At 62.4% G+C, this 14,743-nt stretch carries 12 protein-coding genes and 1 tRNA gene (1 of these 13 running past the window's edge); 8 read left to right on the top strand and 5 right to left on the bottom strand.

Annotated elements, in window-relative coordinates; all coding sequences use genetic code 11:
• Positions 1–49 precede the first annotated feature (49 nt).
• The 7 genes from lpdA to M1R55_RS07360 all read left to right on the top strand — a co-directional run bounded on the left by lpdA (position 50) and on the right by M1R55_RS07360 (position 6,584).
• Positions 50–1,456, top strand: coding sequence for a dihydrolipoyl dehydrogenase (gene lpdA / locus M1R55_RS07390; RefSeq protein WP_249394025.1), 1,407 nt, complete (start codon positions 50–52; stop codon positions 1,454–1,456).
• Between the two features lie 239 nt (positions 1,457–1,695).
• Positions 1,696–1,770 (top strand) — tRNA-Glu (locus tag M1R55_RS07385).
• Between the two features lie 153 nt (positions 1,771–1,923).
• A complete protein-coding gene (locus tag M1R55_RS07380) occupies positions 1,924–2,985 on the top strand; it encodes a glucose-1-phosphate thymidylyltransferase (RefSeq protein ID WP_249394024.1) in 1,062 nt (353 codons plus the stop codon).
• 135 nt (positions 2,986–3,120) lie between these two features.
• A complete protein-coding gene (locus M1R55_RS07375; RefSeq protein WP_249394023.1) occupies positions 3,121–3,537 on the top strand; it encodes a peroxiredoxin in 417 nt (138 codons plus the stop codon).
• A gap of 101 nt (positions 3,538–3,638) precedes the next feature.
• Positions 3,639–4,241, top strand: coding sequence for a DUF177 domain-containing protein (locus M1R55_RS07370; RefSeq protein WP_249394022.1), 603 nt, complete (start codon positions 3,639–3,641; stop codon positions 4,239–4,241).
• Entirely contained in the window at positions 4,241–4,750 is a 510-nt protein-coding gene (gene moaC, locus M1R55_RS07365) for a cyclic pyranopterin monophosphate synthase MoaC (protein WP_249394021.1), read from the top strand. The genes M1R55_RS07370 and moaC overlap by 1 nt, the downstream gene beginning before the upstream one ends.
• 79 nt (positions 4,751–4,829) lie before the next feature.
• Positions 4,830–6,584: a polymer-forming cytoskeletal protein gene (locus tag M1R55_RS07360; RefSeq protein ID WP_249394020.1), complete on the top strand. Its 1,755-nt coding sequence runs from the start codon at positions 4,830–4,832 to the stop codon at positions 6,582–6,584.
• A 288-nt stretch (positions 6,585–6,872) separates the two neighbouring features.
• Here M1R55_RS07360 and M1R55_RS07355 read toward each other — a convergent pair whose 3' ends face one another.
• The gene (locus tag M1R55_RS07355; protein ID WP_019010554.1) at positions 6,873–7,262 is read right to left on the bottom strand and encodes a helix-turn-helix domain-containing protein; all 390 of its coding nucleotides are present in this window, start codon (positions 7,260–7,262) and stop codon (positions 6,873–6,875) included.
• Positions 7,263–7,575: 313 nt separating this feature from the next.
• On the opposite strand from M1R55_RS07355, the gene M1R55_RS07350 reads away from it, so the two are divergent.
• Entirely contained in the window at positions 7,576–7,827 is a 252-nt protein-coding gene (locus M1R55_RS07350; protein WP_249394019.1) for a hypothetical protein, read from the top strand.
• Between the two features lie 210 nt (positions 7,828–8,037).
• Here M1R55_RS07350 and M1R55_RS07345 read toward each other — a convergent pair whose 3' ends face one another.
• From M1R55_RS07345 to M1R55_RS07330, 4 genes are all read right to left on the bottom strand, one after another.
• Positions 8,038–9,594: a carboxypeptidase M32 gene (locus tag M1R55_RS07345; protein WP_249394018.1), complete on the bottom strand. Its 1,557-nt coding sequence runs from the start codon at positions 9,592–9,594 to the stop codon at positions 8,038–8,040.
• A gap of 75 nt (positions 9,595–9,669) precedes the next feature.
• Positions 9,670–10,962: a folylpolyglutamate synthase/dihydrofolate synthase family protein gene (locus M1R55_RS07340; protein ID WP_371827171.1), complete on the bottom strand. Its 1,293-nt coding sequence runs from the start codon at positions 10,960–10,962 to the stop codon at positions 9,670–9,672.
• Positions 10,937–11,899, bottom strand: coding sequence for a manganese-dependent inorganic pyrophosphatase (locus M1R55_RS07335; RefSeq protein ID WP_249394017.1), 963 nt, complete (start codon positions 11,897–11,899; stop codon positions 10,937–10,939). Before M1R55_RS07335 ends, M1R55_RS07340 begins: the two co-directional genes overlap by 26 nt.
• Before the next feature lie 112 nt (positions 11,900–12,011).
• A protein-coding gene (locus M1R55_RS07330) for an S-layer homology domain-containing protein (protein WP_249394016.1) crosses the window boundary here: on the bottom strand, positions 12,012–14,743 show its 3' portion. It continues 118 nt past the right edge of the window; only the last 2,732 of its 2,850 coding nucleotides appear in the window; its start codon lies beyond the right edge, outside the window; its stop codon occupies positions 12,012–12,014.

The raw sequence follows: 14,743 nt of genomic DNA, 5'->3' as shown, positions 1-14,743 counted from the left end.
AACGCGCCACCATCTCCATGAGAGCCGGGTGCTACGCTCCGGGGCGGTTATGGATACTTTTGACGTGATGGTCATCGGCGGCGGCCCAGCAGGATATGTGGCCGCGATTCGCGCCGCGCAGCTCGGCTTCCGCACCGCCTGCGTGGATGAATTTACCCGGAACGGCAAGGGCAGCTTGGGCGGCACCTGCCTGAATGTGGGCTGCATTCCCAGCAAAGCCATGCTGGATTCCTCCGAACGATTCGAGATGATTCAGCACGACGCCGCCGAACACGGCATCGACGTGGACGGCGCACGGGTGAACCTGTCCAAGATGCTGGGCCGCAAGGCAGGCGTCGTGGACAAGCTCACGGGCGGCGTGGCGTACCTGTTCAAGAAGAACAAAATTACTTCCTTTCACGGATTAGGCCAACTGGTGCGGCAGGAGGAGGGCGGCTGGGTCATCAATGCCGCCGGAACCGAAGTGCAGGCCAAGCACGTGATCGTGGCGACGGGCAGCAGCCCCCGCGCCCTGCCGCTGGCCCCATTTGGCGGCCACATCGTCGAAAATAGTGGCGCACTCGAATTTACCGAAGTTCCGGCCAAGCTGGGCGTGATCGGTGCGGGCGTGATCGGCGTGGAACTGGGCAGCGTGTGGCGTCGTCTGGGCGCACAGGTGACCATTCTGGAAGCCTTGCCCGGATTCCTGATGGCCGCCGACGACGCTGTGAGCAAAGAGGCGCTGAAGCAGTTTCAGAAGCAGGGGCTGGACTTCCACTTCAGCGTGAACATTACGGACGTTCAGCAGGACGATGCGGGCGTGACCGTGACCTACACAGAAAAAGACCAGACTGTGACCGCGCAGTTCGACAAGCTGATCGTCAGCATTGGACGTGTGCCCCACACCGCCGGACTTGGAGCCGACGCGGTGGGCCTCGCGCTGGATGAACGCGGCTTTGTGAAGGTGGACAGCCATTACCGCACCAATCTGGCCGGCATCTACGCCATCGGGGACGTGATCGGCGGCGCGATGCTGGCGCACAAGGCCGAGGAAGAAGGCGTGGCGTTGGCCGAAATGCTGGCAGGTCAGGCCGGACACGTGAATTACGACGTGATTCCCTGGGTGATCTACACCAGCCCCGAAATTGCCTGGGCCGGCCTGACCGAAAAGCAGGCCAAAGAGAAGGGCCTGACTGTCAAGACCGGGCAGTTCCCCTTCAGCGCCAACGGACGCGCCCTCGGACACGGCGACCCTCGCGGCTTTGTGAAAGTGGTGGCCGACGCCCAGACCGACCGCCTGCTTGGGGTGCATATGATCGGCCCCAATGTCAGCGAACTGATCGGGGAAACAGTAGCCATCATGGAATTCGGCGGCAGCAGCGAGGATCTGGCCCGCACCGTGCATGCTCACCCGACCCTCTCGGAAGTGGTGAAAGAAGCGGCGTTGGCCGTCAGCAAACGCGCCCTGCACATGTAAACCGGGCGGCGAGCGGTTTGGGAAAGGGGTCTTTTTAGCCCCCAAATCCGAATCGCCCGCGCCCAGATTGTGTCTTTGGCTATGCCTTCCTGCGGGTGGGGTTGACGTTCTCACCTGTATAACGCTATAGTTCCGCCTGTCCGAAAGGACGCCTTGAGAGGCAGTCAGCGAAGCCGTTCGTGTACTCAACCGTAATCTTACGGGGGATTCATACCGCGCCAAGCAAACTGAAGTGGTGTGGCCCCATCGTCTAACGGTTAGGACACTACCCTTTCAAGGTAGCGATACGGGTTCGAATCCCGTTGGGGTCACCAACCTAAGCCTCCGCCTCGGCGGGGGTTTTTGCTTTGTGGCGTCTTGTGCTGCCTGACTTTTATGCTCTCTGGCACCTCTGCCAGCTTTGAGACCAACTTTGAGATACGTTGACCTTCAGCGGCCATCCGCCCACCCTGTGACATCATTCCGGGGTGAAAGCCATCATCCCCGCCGCCGGACTGGGCACGCGCCTTCGTCCGCTGACCTTTACGCGCCCCAAACCCGTGCTGCCTGTGGCCGGAGCGCCCATCATCGTTCACGCCCTGCACACGCTTCAGGAGGCGGGCATTACGGAAGTAGGCATCGTGGTGTCGGACGCCACCCGCGCCGAAATCGGACACGCGCTGGCCGATCAGACCGACCTCCAGATCACCCTGATTGATCAACACGAGCAGTTGGGCCTGGGCCACGCGGTGCTGACGGCGCGGGAGTGGGTGGGCGACAACGATTTTTGCGTGTACCTGGGCGACAACCTATTTGAACACGGCGCGAAACCGTTTACCGAAGCTTTTGCCGCAAGCCGTCCTGCCGCCCTGATCGCGCTCGTGCAGGTAGCCGACCCCACCGCGTTTGGCGTGGCCGAACTGGACGGCGACAACCAGATCAAGCGTCTGGTGGAGAAGCCCAAAGTGCCGCCCAGCAATCTGGCGGTGGCGGGTCTGTACTGCTTTACACCCGAGATTTTTGAAGTGCTGGACGGCATGCCGCCTTCTGCACGCGGCGAATACGAAATCACCGACGCGATTCAGGGTCTGATCGAGCGTGGGCGGCGCGTGGTGGGCCAGCGGGTCGAAGGCTGGTGGAAGGACACGGGCCGCCCCGCCGACCTGCTGGACGCCAACCGCCTCCTGCTGGAACGCATCGAATCCGACGTGAAGGGCGAGGTGAGCGAGTCGCGCCTGACGGGCCGCGTGATCATTCCAGCTTCTTCCAAGGTGATCCGGAGCAAGATCGTGGGGCCAGTGCTGCTGGGCGAAAACGTGCTGATCGAGGACGCCTACATCGGGCCATTTACCAGCATCGGGAACGGCACAGTGGTCAGGATGGCGGAAGTGGAACACAGCGTTATTGACGCGCAGGCCCGCATCGAGCATCTGAATACCCGCCTGCAAGACTGCCTGATCGGCGTAAAAGCCGAGGTACGCGGTGGACGCAGCCTGCCGCGCACACACAAGCTGACCATTTCGGACGCGAGTTTGGTGGAGTTGGCGTAAGAATGGGAGAATGACCGACTTTCAGCGGTTGCCCAAAGACTTGCCTGTGCCGACAGATGACGGGGCCTGTGACCACCTCACGGGCCTGAGGGTTCCGGCGGTGAGGTCACTCTCTCGGCGCTGGCTGGGCGCACTGTGCTGTACATCTATCCGCGCACCGGCACGCCGGGACTGCCCTCGCCCCAGGACTGGGACAGCATTCCGGGAGCGAGGGGCTGTACGCCGCAATCCTGCGCCTTCCGCGACCATCACGCCGAACTGCAAGCCCTAGGCGCACGGGTTTTTGGCGTCAGCACCCAAACCACGCCCCAACAAGCCGAGGCCGCCGCACGCCTCCATCTGCCTTTTCCCCTGCTCTCCGATATGGCGGGCGAGTTGGCGCGGGCGCTGAGGCTGCCGACGTTTAGGGTAGAAGGCGAACAGGACCCTCTGCTCCGGCGCGTGACGCTGATCATCACAGACGGCGTCATAGAGAAAGTCGTCTATCCGGTGTTTCCACCCGATCAGAATGCTGCCGATGTGATGGACTGGCTCCGGCAGCATGAGTCGTAAAGCGGCGGTGCAAGCCGGGCAACATCAGCCCTAAGTCTTCTGGCCTGCCGTATCGTGTGCAACTCCCGGTACGGCGGGGCGGCGCGGCTTATCATACGGGGATGAGTGACACGCCCCGGATTCACCTTGGTTCCCTCCTGCGCACGGCGGGCGACGCCCACGCAGAGGGTGAACTTGACCACCTGACCTACTTGCAGGGCGACCTGACGCAGACCCTTCAGTTTGCCGAACCTGCCCCCTTTGAGATAGAGATCAACAGCCTTGAGGGCGATGAGCTGTACCTTCAGGGCACCTTTGAGCCGACTCTGATTATGGAATGTGCCCGCTGCCTGCGCGAGGTGCAGGTTCCGTTGGACATTCAACTCGGAACGCTGATGCGCTATGACCCCGCCGTGCAGGAACCCTTTTTGGAAGAGGCCGACACGGGCGAGGAAGTTCTGGTGTTTGGCGACCCCGACCTGAACCTGAGTGCGTACTTGGCCGAAACGACCCTGCTGGCCGCCCCCCTGAGCGTGGTGCACGACGAAGCCTGCAAAGGCCTGTGCCAGATCTGCGGTCACGACCTGAACGACGGCTCCTGCGAGCATATGGCGCAGGTTCCAGTGGAAGAGATCGACGACCAGTTGGGCATTCCCGAAGGCACCACGCACGCCAGCCAGAACCCGTTCGCGGCCCTGCGTGACCTGAAATTGTCCGACGATTGATGGCCGATTCCACTTTTCCCGAACTGACACCCCCTGAACTGACACACTTCCGAGACGGCCTGCCGCGCATGGTGGACGTGTCGGATAAGGCAGCGACCACCCGCACGGCCACCGCTGAGGGCTGGGTGCGCCTGCCCGCCGAGGCCCGCGCCGCACTCGTTGCGGGAATCAATCCCAAAGGCGACCCCCTCACGGTGGCGCGGTTGGCAGGCCTGGCCGGAAGCAAGCGTACCGCCGACCTGATTACGCTGTGCCATCCCATTCCAGTCACGGGGGTAGATGTGCGGGTCACGCTGGAAGAGGGCGGCGTGCGGATTGTGGCCACCGTGAAAACCACCGCGCCCACCGGGGTAGAGATGGAAGCCCTGACCGCTGTGACGGTGACCGCCCTGAACGTGTACGACATGCTAAAGGCGGCCAGCAAAGCCATCGAAATTACGGGCGTGCGCTTGCTGACCAAAACGGGCGGCAAGAGTGGCGACTACAGGGCGGCGGAACTCGGCGGCTGATTGTCCGGTCATCTGGGACAGCTTGCCCGGTCACAATAGCCTGGGAACCTTCACCGGTCTTTTAACGTAGAGGGAACGTATGGGCGCGGAGCATCTTAATCCACTTCAGGCAGCGTCGACGGGCCACCGTCCGGCGTGGCTGGAGTTGCTGCACCGTGAGGCCGAGGGAGATTTGGCTCCGCAGGAACGCGCCGAGCTGGAAACCCTGACTGAGAATGCAGACGTACAGGCGGCGCGGGCAGCCCTGGCACACATCACGGGCCTGCTGTCTACGCTCGACCCACCCGAGATGCCTGGCAGCGTGGCTGCAGTGGTGGCGCACGACATCGGCTGGAGTCTGCAACTAGAGCCGCCCTCTCTCCCAAATTCAGTGGCCGCACAAGTCGCCAGCGACATTGCCTACTCGCGCCAACTGTCCCCCCCTCTCCTGCCCCAATCGGTGGCGGCTGCGGTGGCCTCCAGCGTGCGCGTCGGTGCGGTGCTCTCGGTGATCCCGCCCTTGCCGCGCAGTATCGCCGCCAACGTCATGCAGGACATTCAGGCTTCCCGCTGGCTCACTCCGCCCACGTTGCCCCGTAGCCTCGCCGCCGAGATCGCTTCGGATGTGGCGGCTTCGGCACGCTTGGGCCAGAGCTTGCCGCCCGCTGTGCCGTCCGTTGCCGTACAGGTTACGGCCCGGATTGCCGCGCCGCCCCTTCAGGCTGCACCCGTTCAAACCGGTCGAGTTCAGACTGTGCCTTCTGCTTCCACCTTCATCGCCCAGCCCATTGCCCCGCTGATTGCACAGCCGCAAGCCAGCAATCCCGCGCCGCTGCTGCTGGTGTCGGCCCTGCTGGTGGGCCTGATTCTGCTGGCCATCACCTCTGCCTGGCCCAACCTGGCGGCGGGGGCGCTGGTGATGCAAACCCTGCTGGCACAGGTGTCGCCGCTGGCAGGCGTGGGGCTGGCGCTGCTGCTGGTCACCAGTGCGCTGGTGGCGTGGCGACCCCGGCCCACGGTGCAGCGGTTCGGGGCGGCAGCGTTTGCCCTGTCTGCCATCCTGACTGTGCCTGCCATGTTCGGTATGGCCGGGCGCAGCGGCGTTACGTTTGGTCAGAACGTGACCGTCAGTGGGCCAGTCGCCGGAAACGTGATCGCGGTGGGCGGCCAGATTACCCTCACAGCCAACGCATTGGTGCGCGGCGAAGTGGTGACCCTGCTGGGTGACGTGCGGCGCGAACCGGGCGCACAGGTCACAGGCCGCGTGAATGCCCTGCTGGGCCGCGCCCCCGGAGACCGGAACGCCCTGCAAACGCCACCGCCAGTGGGTCTCGGCATGGCGACTGCCGCCGCCTTCCGCCCCGTGCTGGGCTGGCTGGGCGCTGCCGCGTGGCCGCAGGTGTTCCTGACCCTGACGGGCGGTGTGCTGCTGCTGCTCTTTGTGGGTGGCATGGCTCCGGCACTGGCGCGGCGGCAACGTCACGCCCCGGTACGCACGCTGGCGCTGGGAGTGCTGGCATTGGCCGCCCTGATCGGCCCCGCTTTTGGCCTGGCGCTGGCTGGAATGCTTGGCCCTGCTCTGATCGCCACCGCCCTTGCTGCTCTGCTGATTGCCACCGGCCTCAGCGTCAGCGTGTATGACCTGGGCCGTGCGGTGGCCTACCGGGTGCGCCTGCCTGTGCCGGACGCGGTTGGGGCACTCGTTGGCCTCAGCAGCTTTGCCGCCTGCCTCAGCGCCCCCACGTTGGCTTTTGTGTTGGCTCTGATCGGCGGCACCTGGGGTGCAGGAACCCTGCTGCTGACGCGGGGGCAGGGTGCAGCCAAGCCGGAAGCTGGGTGGGTGGAGGCGGCGTAAGGCGCCTAAGGGTCAAGGGGCCAAGAAGGGCAACCGCTGGCGCTCATTCACCCCCTCCCCGCTCAAGGGTTAGCAGCAAAAACCAATACTCTAGCTTTTGCCATCGCTCCTTGTGGGACTCACAGAGTTGCGGAGCTGAGAGCGGCGCTGAGCATCAGCGGAGTGAGGGGGCCACCCACCACCCAGCAACTGTTCCCGCCCCATAACAACCCTATACAAGAAGGGCCAGAAACTCGACGCTTCCGGCCCTTCTTCGTTATTCAGAATTCCAACACCAACCCGATTGGATCAGTTCAGGATGCGTTTCAGGTGCAGGTAGATTTCGTACCAGTCCTGCTTGTCGCGGGGGCGCTTGCCACGCAGTTCGATGCGGGACAGGGTGCGAACCCAATCGGGCGTGATTTGTGGCCCCAGCGTGGGGTCGGCCACCAAGTCCGATAGACCTTTGGGCAAAGCGCCTTCAGTAGACGCGCCGTAAAATTCGACGCCCTCCAGAAGATCGTGAACCGTGATGGCGTAAGCCCCGGCCAACGTTTGCAGGGTCTCCAGGCTCGGGTTGGTACGCCCGCGCTCCAGATCGCTGAGGTACGGAACGCTGATTCCGGCGGTCTCGGCAATGTCCTTGAGCCGCAGCCCGCGTTCACTGCGGAGCTCGCGTAGTCGTTCGTGCAGTTTCATATGTCACCTCCTAGGCTGCGGCGTGCGTGCTATTGGGCTTGTTGGGCCATACAGCACGGGTTGCCTGGGGATGCGGTCGCTTAGAAAGGCGCGGCGATGGCATTTGCCTGTGAGCAGAATCAGGCATCCTTGGTCGGAGTGTAACACTGCTTTCCGCTACGGTCAATACAGAATGTAGCCTCATGCTTCTTGTCAGCTCGGAGCCGCTCTGCTATTATCGTAATTAAGAACAGGATTCGCCGCCATCCATTTCGGCCCCATCAGCACCACCCAGTTACCTCGCAGCGCCTATACCGCTGGAAGGAGTACCTCTATGCGTGCCCTCGATACCATTGCTGAAAGTATTCGCGTTGGTTTTGTTCATCCCACCACGGTCAAAAATACCCTGATCGAAGCCGAGAACGAGGGCGGTCTGAGCGCCGTGCGCCGCATCGAACGCCAACTGAGCCTCGGTGCCAATGCCCTGCGCGAGCGCCAGCACCCGCATAGCGCCCTGGCCCAGACGTGGCTGAGCGCCAGCCGGGCCTACCTGATTACCCAGGTGGAACGCAAGCACGCCGTTTGACTGAAACGCAGATAGGCAGAAGGCCAGAGCCGGGAATCTCCCACGCTCTGGCCTTTCTGCTTGATCCTAAAGCAGTTCTCCGAATTCCATGTGCAGGGGTGGTGTTCCCGTGCACACTCCATTCTCCGCACTGCTCCGTTAAATTCACTTACGGTGTTCGGCCAGAAGAACAGGAGAATGGCACCTGTTCTTCTGTCAAATGCTCTAAATTTAGCTCAGTCCGTAAATTCCCTCGTACTTCTCGTGCAAGTACGCTACATACGGGTCGGCAGTCAGCGGGCGGCCCGTGGCAGCCACCGTAATCTGCTCTGGCGTGCGGCTCCGGCCATGCTGATGCACATTATCGGCCAACCACGCCAGCAGCGGCGCGTACTCGGCCTGATCAATGCCCGCCGCGATCTCGGGCGTCTGGCGGGCGGCTTCCAGCAGTTGCACGCTCAGCAGGTTGCCCAACGTGTAGGTCGGAAAATAGCCGATCAATCCCGCAGACCAGTGCACGTCTTGCAGCACCCCCTCGGCGTCATTCGGCGGCGTGAGGCCCAGATACTCGCCCATCTTGGCATTCCACGCTTCCGGCAAGTCGGCCACGTTCAGGCTGCCTTCCAGCAGCGCCAATTCCAGTTCAAAGCGCAGCATCACATGGAAGTTGTAGGTGACTTCATCGGCTTCCACGCGGATCAGGCTGGGATTCACGCGGTTGACGGTGCGATACAGCGTTTCGGGATCCAGGCCCGCCGTGACTTCGGGGGCAGCTTCGGCCAGCGCCGCAAAATGACGGTTCCAGAACGGACGCGAGCGGGCCAGCAGATTCTCGAACATGCGCGACTGGCTTTCGTGGACGCCCAAACTCGTGCCGCTGGACACCGGAGTCCGCTCCCAGCGCTCGCCCACGCCGCGCTCGTACATGGCGTGGCCGGTTTCGTGCCAGGTACCGAACAGGCAGGCGGGCCAGTAAGGTTCCACGCGGGTCGTGATTCGCAGGTCACTGCGGCTGAAATTGGTCTGAAAGGGGTGCGCACTCTCGTCTTGCCGCGCAAAGTCGGACTTCAGACCAAACGCCTCGCCCGCCATGCGCCACGCAAAGGCTTTCTGTGCCTCTGGTGCAAAAGGGCGGGTCAGCACGCTGTAATCCGCGGCGTCGGGCGCGGCCACGATTCGGCGCAGCAGCGGCAACGTGCGGTCACGCAGGTCGGCAAACACCGTTTTGACATGTGCGGCCCGCATGCCCGGCTCGTAGTTGTCCATCAGCGCGTCGTAGGGGTGGGCCTCGTAACCCAGCAAGTCGGCCTGCCGCCGCGCCAGGTCGATCATCTTGGTCAAGTGCGGCGCGAAGGTGGCAAATTCGCTGTTCTTACGGGCCTCTATCCACGCATGGTGGGCCTCGTTGCGGGCGCGGGACTGTTCCTCTACAAACTCGGTGGGCAACTTGGTGGCCTTGCCGTGATCGCGGCGCGTGACCTGCACGATGGCGGCGTCGGTGGGGTCAGCGGGTTCGCCCGCCGCAACCAACAGTTCGGCGGTACGGGGGTCGGTGAAAATCTCGTGCGCCAGCCCCTCCAGAGTCGCCATCTGCTGCCCGCGCACCCGCGCCGCCTCGTCGGGCATCTGCGTTTCCTGATCCCAGGACATCAGGCCCGCCGCCGCACCCAGGTCGCTGATTTGCCCCAAACGGCGCTTCAGTTCGGGCAGCGCCACATCGGGTGAGTTGAGAGGAGGAGCAGTCACATCAGTCGGCTGCACATCTGGCGTCTGCGATGAGGTTGTCATGGCCTCTCAGGGTAGCGTGTCCGGGCAGCGGTGAGGCCAGATGGCGGACAGTCCGGCCTCTGATGTGGCTTGTGCCTACTGCCACCGCTCCCGTTCCTCACCTGCCCCCCCCAGCAGGAGGGGACGCACTTCTCCGATCAGATAGAGGCTGCCGCACACCACCGCCAACGGCCCAGCGAGGCCATGGAGAAGGGCCAACGCGTCGGCGGGGGAATGGGTCAGGTGAATGGGCAAGCCCTCAAACAGTGGCGCGAGGGTGGCGGGGTGGGCCGCGCGGGGACTCAGCACGGCACGCGTCAGGATGACCCGCGAGGCCAGTGGGCGCAGAGCCTCAGCCACACCGCCCAAATCCTTGTCGGCAGCGGCACCGAAGATGAACGACACACGCTCCAGACCCAGCTCTGGCAACAGCTCGCGCAGGGCGGCGGCCAAAGCCTGTGCGCCCGCCGGGTTGTGTGCGCCGTCCAGCAGCACGCGCCCACCCGCAGCAGTTGGGATGACCTCCATTCGTCCGGGCCACCGAACTGCTTCCGTACCCTGCCGAATGGCCGACTCGGACGCACCTAATCGGAACGCCGCCAGAGCCGCCAACGCCGCGTTTCTGGCCCCATGTGCCCCCAGCAGTGGTGTGCGAAAGCTGAAGTGTTGGCCGTTTGGCAGAGGCAAAACCACTGACCAACCTTCCCACCCCAGAGACTCGGCCCGCACGTCGCCCAGCGCCCACAGGTCTGCCCCTTCCCTGTCCAGAATGCTTCGGACTCCAGCAACGACATCGGTTACGACAGGCCGCCCAGCACGCAGAATCCCGGCTTTCTCGGCGGCAATAGCCTCCAGTGTATCGCCCAGAATCTCGGTATGATCGAGCGCCACGTTGGTGATGACACTCAGCACCGGGTCAAGCGCGTTGGTGGCGTCCAATCGCCCGCCGAGGCCCACTTCCATTACGGCTAGGGTCACGCCCGCTTCGGCAAACAGCAGGCAGCCCAACGCCGTCACGATTTCAAAAAAAGAGGCATCTACGGCTTCGGCATGGGGCCGCACCCGCATCAAAGCCTCGGCCACCGCGCTTTCGGGCAAATCTTGATCCCCCACCCGGAATCGCTCGGCAAACTGGGTCAGGTGCGGGCTGGTGAAGAGGCCCACGCGCTCGCCGGATGCGGCCAAGATGGCGGCCAAAGTTGCGGCGGTGCTGCCTTTACCATTGGTGCCGCCCACTAACACCACGCGGTAAGCCTGCTGGGGGTGGCCCAACCGTGCCAGCAGCACCCGCACCCGCTCCAAGCCGGGATGAATGCCGAACCGCTGGCGTGCAAACAGCCAATCCAGGGGGGTTATGGCTGGCTCAGACAGACGGAGTTCCGGGGGCAAAATAGGCTTCCAGCGCAGGCACAACCTGCTTTTTGCGGCTGATGCGTGCGCCGAGATCGGCCACCTGCCCATCAGTTTCCACGCCGAACGCTTCACGCATGAGCTTTTCTTCGGTGGCACTCAGAACCAAGGTGCGGTTAGATTCGTTCAGAATATCCACCACGCTCAGCAACACGCCGTTCAGTCCGTCGGCGGCCTTGACCTGATCCATGGCGGCCAAAAGCTCGGCCTGCCGCCCAAACACGTAGGCGGGATTGGTGGTTTCTATGACGCCCAGGCCCCAGCGTTGTACCGATTGGGGTTGGGCGGGGTCGCCAAAGGGGAAGACTTTGTAATCCATCCGGAGCAGCGTTTCGGCAGGTGTATCACCCAGATCGCTCTTGGCAGCAAACATCGCCAGTGCGTACGCCTCCACATCAGTCACGCCCGCAATGGGTGCAAGGAAAGCCACCGCTTCCCGGTCTGCCTGCGTGGTGGTCGGACTACGGAAATGCAGCGTATCGCTCAGAATCGCACTCAGCATCAGCTTGGCATCCATGACTTCTACGGGTAGATGTGCCTCTAAATGCAGCTTCAACAGCAACGTTCCCGTGCAGCCCACCGGCTCGAAGCGCAGGTAAGCGGGCTGCGAGGTGGTCAGGTCGCCCAGTTTATGGTGATCGACCACCCGTGTCACGTCCAGTTCGCTCAGGTTGGGAACCGACTGGGCACTCTCATTGTGATCCACGAGCGCCACCGCTGAACCGGGCGCAAGCTGGGGCAACAGCGGGGGTGCCTCCACCCCCAATTCGCGCAACACAAACGCCGTTTCAAAATTCAGGTCGCCTAAGCGGTAAGCCTGAGCCTCCACGCCCTGCCGGGTGAGAAGCCGGGCATAGACCAGAGCGGCAGAGATGGCGTCAGTATCGGGATTCAGGTGACCAAACACAGCAAGCATAGGCAGCAGTTTAGCGGTTCTCTAGGTCAAAGGTCCAAACTGAAAAGCAGAAAGGCCACCCCGAAGGATGGCCTTTGCTGACACTGAACCTAATGGCTCAGGGAGAAGCGGTTTAGAACTTGAAGGTGTAGTTGACCTTGAAGCCCTGAGCAACGCTGGTCGTGTTGTCGTTCAGGTTGGTGTTGCGGAACACGCCGTAGTTGGCAGCAATGCCGTTCCACGAGAGTTGTCCGAAGACGCCGTCCACCTTGCCGTTGGCCGTACCGAAGCCAGAGGTGTTGATGAAGGGGCTTCCGCCGCCGCTGAAGGGGCTGGAGTAGATGCGGTCAGCAGCAGCGCTGTAGGTTGCGCTTGCAGCACTCGCACTGCTCGCATTGATGGTCGAAGCAACGTTGAAGCCCTGGTAGTAGGCGTAGCCCAAGCTAGCCTTCATGTTGGGCACCAAGAACTGGTTCAGGGTAATGCCTGCCTGACCAAACAACTCGGTTGCGCTGGTGGTGATGACCTGCGTCTGGCTGCCGGGCGTCGTGAGGCGATTGGCAAAGTTAGCGAAGAAGCTAGGCTGCAAGGGCACACCGGTGAGGGGCTGAGTGCTGAGCTTCACGCCGTACTTGACCGTGTTGTAGGTCGAGGTGCCGATGTTGGCAGTCGTTGCAGTCGTCGTAGCGTTGGCTGCAGCGTTCTGATCAAAGACACGGGCATCGTTGGTCGTCTTGAACAAGTGGTAGCGAGCAAACGGCTCGATCTTGACGCCAGCGAAGGTGCCACTGTAGCTACCGTAAACCTGAAGGTCATTGGCACTGCCATCCAAAGTGTCGTTGACCGTGACCGTTCCCGCGTTGTCGCGGCGCAGACCGTAGAAGTAAGCGTCGGCAACGGTAAAGCTCAGGCCGGGAATCAAAGCGTTGGTTGCAGCGCCGTCATGCTTCAGGACGCCACCGAACGTGCTGGAGAAAGCGAAGGGCACAGTTGCGGTATCCATGTAAGGAGTACCCAAGTTGTACGCAAAGTTGTTAGCATCAATTGCAAGCTGGCGAGTGGACGTACCGGTGGTGAGGGTAGCGCGGTTGTAGAAACCGACTGCCGACAGAGCGCCGAACTTCACACCGCCGCTGACGCCGAAGCTGGTGTTGCGGTCGCCGTTGTTGTAGGGCACGTAGGAATCGCCATAAGCGCCCAACACGACAGGGCCGAGGTTGGTGGACAAAGCGCCGCCGAAGCCGACCTGATCCGCACCGTAGGGCTGGCTGGTCTTGTAATCGGTGTAGTACGCCGAATCATTGCCGGACATGCTGGCTTCACCGTTGGCGTATGCAGCTTCAATGGCGCGGTAGTTGGCTGCGGCCTTCACGACGCCGAAGTCAGCTTTGACATCGGTGTAGAAAGCGTAGTCGGCGCTGTTCACAGCATTCTGGAAGGTTCCGCCACTCGACACGAAGGTGGCAGGAGAGGCTTGAACGCTAGCAACGCCCGCACCAGTAATGCCGACGGGGCCAAACTTGACGTCGTAATCTACGCCGTAAGCACTGCGTCCAGCAGAAGTCAGGCCGTCCATTTGCGCGAACGAAACTCCAACGGTACCGATGCCACCGGGGTTGACGCTGGCACGGACGCCGTAGTAGTTGCCTTCGAGGATGCTGCTGCCTTTGTTATCTCTGGCGTTGCCAGCAACGACAGTCAACTTGGGAGCAAGGGGCAACTGGGTGGCTTCGATGTTGATGACCGCACCACGCCGGGTGACTGCGCCTTCAGTATCGTTGTCGTTGGCGAACAAGTAGTCATTGAACTTGAACTTGCTGTTGCCGTTGTGATAGTTGACATCGAACTTCTGGCCGCTGATGGTACCGCTGGCGCTCGCGTTGTCTACGTTCACGGAAACGTCGTTGCCAACAGCAAAGGAGTTGTTGGTGTAGAAGTTGATAGCAGCGTCGTTGACGACAATGGTGCCGTTAGCGGTGACCAAATTGCTGGCTTTCACGCCGAAACCGATGCCACCGGTGAAGGTTTGGTTGTTGGTGTCGGTGCAGCTCACTGCGTTGCCGGAAGCAGCGTAGGCTCCGGTGGGGCAGTTCACGCCGCTGCTGAACACGCCGTCAGCAAAGGTCTGGCGGGTCAAACGGTCAACGTCGAAGTGCTGGGTGCCGCTGATCAGGTTAATGCGCCCATAAGCAGCATCAATGTTGCCGGAGATGCTGAATTTGGGAGCGTTCTCCAGGGTGGTCACGCGGCCAGCAACGCCGGTCACGCGGTTGTCTACGGCGGTCACGCGGCCCGACAGGTTGTCGAAGTCGGTGCGCGTCACGAAATCGGCCTGAGCAGCTTCGGCGGCGCTGACACGATCCTGAAGGTTCAGGATGTCTTGGTTCAGCAACACGGTCAGGTCGTTCAGGGCGGCGATGGAGCTGGCGTTGTCGTCAATGTCGGCACGCAGGGTGTCGTACTCGTCGGCGCGGGCGGTCAGCTCGTCGATCTGGGTCTGGATGCCAGTGATGGCGGTTTCGTCGCCACCGGCACCGGCGATTTCTTCCACGCGGGCTTCGAGGCGGCTGAAGTCGTCGCGGTTGACAGCGTTCTCTTCGAGGTCGCTAACGCGGACGCCGAGGGCGGTCAGGTCGGCAGCGAGTTCCTGAATGGCGTTCTGCAACGCGGTCAGGTCTTCGGCGGTGAAGACACTGGTTTCAGTGACAGTCACTTCACCGGTGCGGATTTGATCCAACACGCGGGCGATGATCACAGCGGCTTCGTAGCGGGTCAGGTTCTGCGTGCCACGGAAGGTTCCATCGGGGTAGCCGAGGATGATACCGCGCTCGACCAGACGGTCGATGGCGTCTTTGGCCCAGTGAC

It is taken from the genome of Deinococcus sp. QL22 (genome assembly GCF_023370075.1).
GTDB lineage: Bacteria > Deinococcota > Deinococci > Deinococcales > Deinococcaceae > Deinococcus.
This window is presented reverse-complemented; position numbering and strand designations above follow the sequence as displayed.